Below are 8724 nucleotides of genomic sequence, written 5' to 3' on the forward strand. Positions count from 1 at the left end.
AAGGGGCGGTTTGGGCTTAATTCAGTCATATCGATTGCGGCTGCAACGCAAGCGCTGGCGCATCCGCGCCTTCCGCAAACGGCGCGAGTTGACCCGCGTGGCGATCCGCACCGCCCAGATCAAACGCGACGATATCCTTGTGTTCTGCACGCAGCGCAACGAACGCATCCGGCTGCCCTATTTCCTGAAATACTACCGCGAGATGGGCGTCGGACACTTCTTTTTCGTGGATAACGACAGCACCGATGGCTCGCTTGACTATCTTGCCGAGCAACCCGATGTGTCGGTCTGGAGCGCCAAGGCCAGCTATAAACGGGCGCGCTTCGGGGTCGATTGGCTGAACTGGCTGCAGATGAAATACGCCCATGGCCACTGGGCGCTGACGGTCGATCCCGATGAATTTCTGGTCTATCCCTTTTGCGACACCCGGCCCCTGCGGGCGCTGACCGATTGGCTTGATGCGTCCTCGATCAAAAGCTTTTCCGCGATGCTGCTGGATATGTATCCCAAAGGTCGGCTGGACGAAGAACCCTACCAATCGGGCCAAAATCCGATTGAGATTGCGTCGTGGTTCGACAGCGGCAACTACACCATTTCGCGCAATCGGCGGTTTGGAAACCTCTGGATTCAGGGCGGGCCACGGGCGCGGGTGTTCTTCCCAGATGAACCCGCCAAGGCGCCGGCGTTGAACAAGGTGCCGCTGGTCAAGTGGGACCGGCGCTATGCCTATGTCAGCTCGACCCATATGCTGCTGCCGCGCGGGCTTAATCAGGTCTATGACGAATGGGGCGGAGAGAAAGCCTCGGGTGTGCTGCTGCATGCCAAGTTCCTCGACACCTTCGGTGCCAAGGCGGCGGAGGAGTTGCAGCGCAGCGAGCATTACGCGGCTTCGGTGGAATACAAAGCCTATGCCGCGCAGCTAAAGGACGACCCGCAGCTATGGTGCAAGTGGTCGGAGCGCTACATCAACTGGCGGCAGCTTGAGATTCTCGGCCTGATGTCCAAGGGGAACTGGGCATGAGCGTCGGGATCGTCATGCTGGTGCACAACGCCTTTGACCGGGCCGAGCAGGTCGCGCGCCATTGGGCCGCTGCGGGCTGCCCGGTGGTGATCCATATCGACAAGGCCGTGCCCCGGCGCGCGCATGATGCTTTCGTGGCGGCACTCTCTGACCTGAAGGATGTGCATTTCAGCCCCCGCAAACGCTGCGAATGGGGTACCTGGGGGATCGTTGCGGCCTCTCAGGGGGCGGCGGAATTGATGCTGTCGCGCTTTCCCAAGGTGCGCCATGTCTATCTGGCCTCGGGTTCCTGCCTGCCGCTGCGCCCGGTGCAGGAATTGATCGACTATCTTGAGGACCGCCCGCGGACCGATTTCATCGAAAGCGCCACCACGGCGGACGTGCCCTGGACGGTGGGCGGGCTGGATGAAGAGCGGTTTACCCTGCGTTTCCCCTTCTCTTGGCGGCGCAACCGCTATCTGTTTGACCGCGCGGTCGAGGTGCAGCGTCTGCTGCGGCTCAAACGTCGGATGCCGCGCGGGATCGTGCCGCATATGGGCTCGCAATGGTGGTGCCTGACCCGGCGCACGCTCTCGGCGATCCTGCAAGACCCGGACCGGCCCAGCTATGACAAGTTCTTTCGCTATGTCTGGATCCCGGACGAAAGCTATTTCCAGACCCTAACGCGGCTCTATTCCAGCAAGATCGAGAGCCGGTCGCTGACCCTGTCGAAGTTCGATTTTCAGGGCAAGCCGCATATCTTTTACGACGACCACCTGCAGCTATTGCGCCGTTCGGATTGCTTTGTCGCACGCAAGATTTGGCCCCATGCAGACAGGCTCTATCAAGCGTTTTTGACGGATTCAGCCGGTGCGCTGAAAAAGACCGAACCGAACCCCGGCAAGATCGACCGCATCTTTGCCAAGGCCGTCGAGCGGCGGACCCGCGGGCGCGCGGGGCTCTATATGCAAAGCCGTTTTCCCAATGAGGATTGGGAGAATGGCGTCACCGCTGCGCCCTATTCGGTGTTTCAGGGCTTTGCCGAGATTTTCGAGGAATTCGAACATTGGCTGAGCCGTGCCAGCGGGGGGCGCGTGCATGGGCATCTCTTTGCGCCAGACCGGGTTCATTTTGCCGACGGGCAGACCGCGCTGAACGGTGCCTTGTCGGACAATCCGGTGCTGCGCGATCACAATGCCAGTGCGTTTTTGACCAACCTGATCTGGAACACCCGTGGCGAACGCCAGTGTTTTCAGTTCGGCCCGATGGACAACCAAGACATCAATTGGCGCATCGCCAAAGACCCGAATGCGCATATTTCGGTAATCACCGGCGCTTGGGCAGTGCCGCTGTTCCGCTCGAACCTCGATTTCGCCGATATACGCCGTCTGGCGGCCAAGCTGCAAAAGACGGAAAGCACGCATTTGGATGTGCTGCACTCGCCCTATACCAAGGCGCGCGTGCGGGTCTGGACCATGGCGGATTTCATCGAAGCGCCGATGGAGCCGCTGCAAGATATCCTGGATGAGATTGGCCGCCCCCGCCTGCGCCGCCTGTCAGAGGCGCCTCGCATGGTTGATCTGAACGGTTTCGGCCAGTTCCTGCAGAACCTCAAGAACCAAGGCATGCACCCCTATCTGGTCGGCGATTTCCCTGTCGCCCGCGGCAGCAGTGCCGATGCCCAACCCTCTCCCAAACCCTATCTGGTGAAATAACCCATGCGCGACAAATTCGACAGTTTCGTGGTCTTCGCCGAGATGCGGACCGGGTCAAATTTTCTGGAGGCGAACCTAAACGCTTTCGCGGGGATCGCCTGTCATGGAGAGGCTTTTAACCCTTTCTTTATGGGCTATCCCAAAAGCGAGCCGATCCTTAGGGTTGATCAGGCCACGCGGGACGAGAACCCCCAAAAGCTGCTCTCCGCCATCCGGGGACAACAGGATGCCTTGGGCGGCTTTCGCTATTTCCACGATCATGATCCGCGCGTTTTCGAGACCATCCTCAAGGATCACCGCTGTGCCAAGATCGTGCTCACGCGCAATCCGGTCGACAGTTACGTTAGTTGGAAGATCGCGCAGGCGACCGGGCAGTGGAAACTGACCGATATGAAGGCGCAGAAGGTGGCGCAGGCGGTCTTTGACGCCGATGAGTTCAGCACACATCTGGACGCCTTGCAGCGCTTTCAGATCACGCTGCTGAACAGCTTGCAGACTTCGGGCCAGACGGCGTTTTACGTGGCCTACGAAGACCTGCAAAGCGTTGAGGTGATGAACGGCCTTGCGCGCTATCTTGGCGTGGATGAGCAGTTGGAGGCGCTGGACAAGAACCTCAAGAAACAAAACCCCAGCCCGATCTCGGCCAAGGTCAGCAACTATGACGAGATGCTAGAGGCGCTGGCGCGATTGGACCGTTTCGACCTGACCCGCACCCCCAATTTCGAGCCGCGGCGCGGGCCGAATGTGCCTTCCTACGTGGCGGCGGCGACCAGCGGGTTGATCTATCTGCCGATCAAATCCGGGCCGCAGGATCAGGTGTTGGATTGGCTGGCCGCCCTTGATGGTGTCCCGCGCGAGGCGCTGCGCGATAAGATGTCGCAAAAAGATCTGCGTCAGTGGAAGCGCAAAACGCCGGGGCATCGTGGCTTTACCGTGCTACGCCATCCCGCTCTACGGGCGCATGATGCTTTTTGCCGCCACATCCTGACCACGGGCGAGGGCAGCTATCGCCAATTGCGCAACACGCTGATGCGCCGCTACAAGATGCCGCTGCCGAAAGATGGCCCCGATGCAGGGTATGACCGGGATGCGCATCGCACCGCCTTTGTCGCCTTTCTGAAGTTTCTCAAAGGCAATCTGGCCGGTCAGACGTCGATCCGGGTGGATGCGGCATGGTGCTCTCAGGCCCAAGCCATCGCGGGGTTCGGCGAGTTCTGCCTGCCGGATCGCATCATCCGCGAAGAGGAGCTGGCCAGTGAGCTGCCCGCTTTGGCCGCGGGCCAAGGTCATGTGACCACCCCCGCCGTGGCTGCGGCGGCGGAACCCGGTCCCTTCACGCTCGCCGATATCTATGACGATGAGATCGAGGCGTTGACGGCGGATGCCTATCAAAAAGATTACATGACTTTCGGCTTCACCCGCTGGCGCTGAGTTGGCGGTGGATTGACCTTGCCGGGTTTGGCGTAAACTGGAACAAGGATGCATCCTGAATGCATCGCCAAAGGTCGCGCCGCCCGTGAGTTTCCTGTCAGTCACCTCTGTCCCGACATTACGCTGGAGTTCGCCCAAGGCGTTCACCCTCAAGCCGCCCTTTGCCTCGATGGTGTTTCTGATCCTCGGGCTGGTCATGTTCGGCTTGGGCGAAGCGCTTTTGGTCAAGGCTGGCGTCGGTGTCAGCCCTTGGACCGTCTTTGCCGAAGGGGTGACCAACATCACGGGTTGGAGCCTTGGGCTTGCCACGTTCCTTATCAGCGCCACGGTGCTGCTGCTTTGGGTTCCGCTGCGCCAGACGCCGGGCATCGGCACCATTCTGAACGCGGTGATCGTGGCGCTGGTGCTGGAATATGCATTGCCGATCCTGCCCCGCTTTGACAGCTATCTGGCCAATGTGATGCTGGCGCTGACCGGCGTCTTCGTGACCGGCTTTGGCGGCGCGATCTATCTTGTGGCAAACCTCGGCCCCGGCCCGCGTGACGGGCTGATGACGGGGCTGCAGCGGGTGACGGGCAAGCCCATCGCCCTTGTCCGCATGAGCATCGAATTATCGGTCGTGGCGATTGGCTGGGCCTTGGGCGGGACGCTGGGCCTTGGCACGCTGCTTTTCGCGGTCGGCATCGGTCCGGCCATGGCCATCGGGATGCAGATTCTGCAAACGCGCAGCGTGACCCGCTAAGAAACAGGCGCGGGAACCGGGGGGATGCGCCCCCTCGAAGCATGCCGAAAGGCTGAAATCCGCTAGTTCCGCATATTTTCCCGAAACGACCCTACCGCATACTGCGGTATACCGTCGACCTTCGCCGCCTCTTCCGCTATCAGGGCACCAAATGCAGCAATTTGGAGCAATCATGTCCGATATCATCTACACCAAAGTTGACGAAGCGCCGGAGCTGGCCTCTGCGTCGCTGTTGCCGATCATCAAGAAATTCGCCGAAGCCGCTGGTGTGAGCGTCGGCACGAAAGACATCAGCCTTGCGGGCCGTATCCTCGCGACCTTCCCCGAGCATCTGACCGAGGCGCAGCGCCAGTCGGACGATCTGGCGGAACTGGGCCGTCTGGTAAAAACACCCGAAGCGAATGTCATCAAGCTGCCGAACATCTCTGCCTCCGTGCCGCAGCTGGTCGCCGCGATTAAAGAGCTTCAGGCCCAAGGCTATGCGCTGCCCGACTACCCAGAAGAGCCCAGCACGGACGAAGAAAAGGCCGTGCGCGCCAAATATGATGGCATCAAAGGGTCGGCTGTGAACCCGGTCCTGCGCGAAGGCAACTCTGACCGCCGCGCGGCCAAGGCCGTCAAAAGCTTTGCCCAGTCGAACCCGCACCGCATGGGCGACTGGCAGTCGGACAGCAAGACGCATGTATCGTCGATGTCCGGCAATGATTTCTTCTCCAACGAAGTTTCCGCCACGCTCGACGCCGCGAGTGGCGCGAAGATCGTGCTGGAAACCGCGGATGGTGAGACGGTTCTGAAACACGGACTTGAGTATCCTGCCGGCACCGTGGTTGACGCGACCTTCATGAGCGCCGCGGCACTCAAGGACTTCCTCAACACCCAGATCGAGAAAACCAAAGAAGACGGCACTCTCTTCTCGCTCCACCTCAAGGCCACGATGATGAAGGTCTCTGACCCGATCCTTTTCGGCCACGCGGTCAAAGCCTACCTCGCGCCGGTGTTTGAAAAGCATGGGCAAAAGCTCAAGGAACTGGGTGTGAACCCCAACTCCGGCCTCGGTGACCTGCTGGAGCGCGTGAAGGGCGAGACGGAGATCATGGCCGACATCGACGCCTGCATGGACGACCGTCCGCCGATGTATATGGTTGATTCCGACAAGGGCATCACCAACCTGCATGTGTCCTCTGACGTGATCATCGACGCCTCGATGCCCGCGCTGATCCGCGCTGGCGGCAAGGGCTGGGGGCCGGATGGCAAAGAGCATGACGCGAATTGCGTGATCCCCGACAACTCCTATGCGCCGGTTTACGACGAGGCGATCAACTTCTTCAAAGAGAACGGCAAGCTTGATCCGGCAACAGCAGGCACGGTGCAGAACATCGGTCTGATGGCCCAAAAGGCCGAGGAATACGGCTCTCACCCCACCACGTTTGAGCTGGCCGAGGCGGGCACCGTCAAGATGATCCTCGACGATGGCACTGTGCTGCACCAGCACAAGGTCGAGGCCGGTGACATCTGGCGCTCTTCCTCCGCGCGCAAAGCGCCGATTGAGGATTGGGTGAACCTCGCCATCTCGCGTCAAAAGGCCGAAGGCTGCCGGGCGATCTTCTGGCTGGACGAAAGCCGCGCCCATGACGCCGAGCTGATCTCCTACGTGAAGCCGATCCTTGAGGCCCAAGGCGTGGCCGATAAGTTCGAGATCATGGCCCCCCGCGAAGCCACCCGCGCCTCGCTTGAGACGATCACCAAAGGTGAGAACACGATTGCCATCACCGGCAACGTGCTGCGCGACTACCTGACCGACCTCTTCCCGATCTTGGAATTGGCGACCTCTGCCAAAATGCTGTCGATCGTGAAGCTGATGAACGGCGGCGGTTTGTTCGAGACCGGCGCGGGCGGTTCGGCCCCCAAACACGTGCAGCAGTTGGTTGAGGAAAATCACCTGCGGTGGGACAGCCTCGGCGAGTTCTGCGCGCTTGGCGAAAGCCTGATGTTCCTCGCCGACGCACGCGGCAACGAGAAGGCGCGCGTGTTGGGCAAAGCGGTCGAGACCGCGACGCAGGGCATCCTCGACCACGGCCGTTCCCCTTCGCGCAAGGTGGGTGAGCCCGACAACCGCGACAGCCACTATTGGTTCGCGCGCTACTGGGCCGAAGCTGTGGCCGCGCAGGGTGATGACGCAGGGCTCGCCGCAGAGTTCGCGCCCGTCGCCAAAGAGCTTGCCGCTAAGGAAGCAGACATCCTGTCCGAGCTTGCGGCGGCCCAGGGTGCTGCTGTCGATCTTGGTGGCTACTACCACACCGACGCGGACAAAACCGCTCGCGTGATGCGCCCCTCCGAGACGCTGAATGGCATCATCGGGTAATTAGCCTGATATAAACAAATCCGCCGCGTAGCTGCTTGAGCTACGCGGCGGATATCCGTTTCAAGATATTGAGCAGAGCGAAAGCGCGTCTTTGCGCCTGCCTACATCCCTTGTAGGACACCGCGTAACCGTGCGCACTCTGCTCTTAATGTTTGAAGAAATTCGCAGTTTCAGGCCCAATAGTTTGCGCACAACTCGCCCAAAGTCTTGCGCGTTTTGCCTATAATGTTGCGCTTCCCGCGTACCGCTCGCCGTCAGCGATCACCCTGCATTCTGATACGTCAAATTCGACCAGCAGTCCAGCATTCAGAAACGCCGAAAGCCGCCAAGGCATTCCTTGGCGGCTTAAATATAGTGCGCGAGCAGGCGTGTCGGTTAGGTGGGGGGAAACGCGATAATCCGTGCGATATCTCCGGATCGGATTAGATGCCCCCGGGACGATGTTCCTACCGCCTGCGACCCGACTGAGGAAATCCCTCGATCTGCAAGTGATGCGAGCAGCTTTCGCGAAGTAGTCTTGCCTTCCTTTGCCAGGTCGGAGGCCACATGGAATTCACGACAGAACCGCAAAAGCGCTTCCTCAGTAATCTGCCAGACGCAAAACGAGCCTCGCTTCCCTTTGGTCGCCTGAAGCAAACCCTGCTCGCACCATCCGGTGACACATTCGGGTTTCCATCCCGAGAATTCGGCAACGTCTCTGGCGGTCCATGACCGCGCGCCGCCATGATTTTGTAGAAGGCGGTCGACCTCCGCCGCGTCGAAGAGTGCATCGCCGAGGCTTTCACCCTCTGCGAACTTGACCGCTCGAAGCTTCTGGTCCGCTATGAGACGATAGATCTTCAAAATCGCGGTCCGATCTGTCGTCCTGCGCAGGTTGATCTTGCAAAAGGCCACCACCCCATCGGCTCCGGCACTTTCAGCGCGGGTCATTTTCCGGATTCCATCTACCGCAGTGCAGATGTTCTTGAGGTCGAAATTACCATCGACACAGGGGTGAGCCGACATCCTGCACTCAACACCGAAGAACCTCGCCTCTTCCATGAGCTCGAACTGCTTCCTCGAAACCCCAAGGGTGTTCCGGACTTTTTCCTTTGCCGCAGATCGCGCCCGTTGCTCTCGGACCTCTTCGATGTCCTGCATTCTGACGATCGTATGAAGGTGGCCCGTGCCCGATCGTCCCTGCGATCCCTCCATGACCCCAGCACGGACTGCCTCGACAATCCTCTCGCTGCGTATGCCCAAGATATCTCCTGCGTGGGCCGCGCTCATCCATGCCGCGCCATCCTGATGCCGACGGGTCTTGTATGCGTCGCCACACACTGTGCTGACGACAATGAGGCAGCGGGACTGTTGATTGTCACTGAGAACTGACCCGGTATTTTCACCGAGATTTGACCCACCCTCAGTTATGCGTCGTGGTTTATGACGCGGTCAATGTTTTGGCCTCCTTTCGTGTTTTCTTTGCAGCCTCAGC

Annotated in this window: 6 protein-coding genes; 5 read left to right on the forward strand and 1 reads right to left on the reverse strand. The window is 60.0% G+C overall.

The window, feature by feature from the left end; translation table 11 throughout:
* The first annotated feature begins 34 nt into the window (after positions 1 to 34).
* The 5 genes from J3456_RS12990 (at position 35) to J3456_RS13010 (ending at position 7250) form a co-directional block, all read left to right on the forward strand.
* Positions 35 to 1021 (forward strand): glycosyltransferase family 2 protein, encoded by a 987-nt coding sequence (locus J3456_RS12990; protein WP_349580599.1) that lies wholly within the window; start codon positions 35 to 37, stop codon positions 1019 to 1021.
* Complete coding sequence (locus J3456_RS12995; protein WP_349580600.1) at positions 1018 to 2715, forward strand: DUF5927 domain-containing protein; 1698 nt, start codon at positions 1018 to 1020, stop codon at positions 2713 to 2715. The genes J3456_RS12990 and J3456_RS12995 overlap by 4 nt, the downstream gene beginning before the upstream one ends.
* 3 nt (positions 2716 to 2718) lie before the next feature.
* On the forward strand, positions 2719 to 4146 hold the full coding sequence (locus J3456_RS13000) for a nodulation protein NodH (RefSeq protein WP_349580601.1): 1428 nt from the start codon (positions 2719 to 2721) through the stop codon (positions 4144 to 4146).
* A gap of 85 nt (positions 4147 to 4231) precedes the next feature.
* Positions 4232 to 4888 (forward strand): membrane protein YczE, encoded by a 657-nt coding sequence (gene yczE / locus J3456_RS13005; protein ID WP_349580602.1) that lies wholly within the window; start codon positions 4232 to 4234, stop codon positions 4886 to 4888.
* 172 nt (positions 4889 to 5060) lie between these two features.
* Positions 5061 to 7250 carry an NADP-dependent isocitrate dehydrogenase gene (locus J3456_RS13010; RefSeq protein WP_349580603.1) on the forward strand — a complete coding sequence of 730 codons (2190 nt, stop codon included), beginning with the start codon at positions 5061 to 5063 and terminating at the stop codon, positions 7248 to 7250.
* A gap of 375 nt (positions 7251 to 7625) precedes the next feature.
* On the opposite strand, the gene J3456_RS13015 is transcribed toward J3456_RS13010, so the two are convergent.
* Positions 7626 to 8390: a hypothetical protein gene (locus J3456_RS13015; RefSeq protein ID WP_349580604.1), complete on the reverse strand. Its 765-nt coding sequence runs from the start codon at positions 8388 to 8390 to the stop codon at positions 7626 to 7628.
* Between the last annotated feature and the right edge of the window lie 334 nt (positions 8391 to 8724).

The sequence above is a fragment of the Sulfitobacter sp. NFXS29 genome (assembly GCF_040148765.1).
Lineage (GTDB): Bacteria > Pseudomonadota > Alphaproteobacteria > Rhodobacterales > Rhodobacteraceae > Sulfitobacter.

Excerpts from the sequence above, each read along its gene's own strand:
- J3456_RS13000 (WP_349580601.1), top strand. The coding sequence starts at position 2,719 with ATGCGCGACAAATTCGACAGTTTCGTGGTCTTCGCCGAGATGCGGACC.
- J3456_RS12995 (WP_349580600.1), top strand. The coding sequence starts at position 1,018 with ATGAGCGTCGGGATCGTCATGCTGGTGCACAACGCCTTTGACCGGGCC.
- J3456_RS13015 (WP_349580604.1), bottom strand. The coding sequence starts at position 8,390 with ATGCAGGACATCGAAGAGGTCCGAGAGCAACGGGCGCGATCTGCGGCA.
- J3456_RS13010 (WP_349580603.1), top strand. The coding sequence starts at position 5,061 with ATGTCCGATATCATCTACACCAAAGTTGACGAAGCGCCGGAGCTGGCC.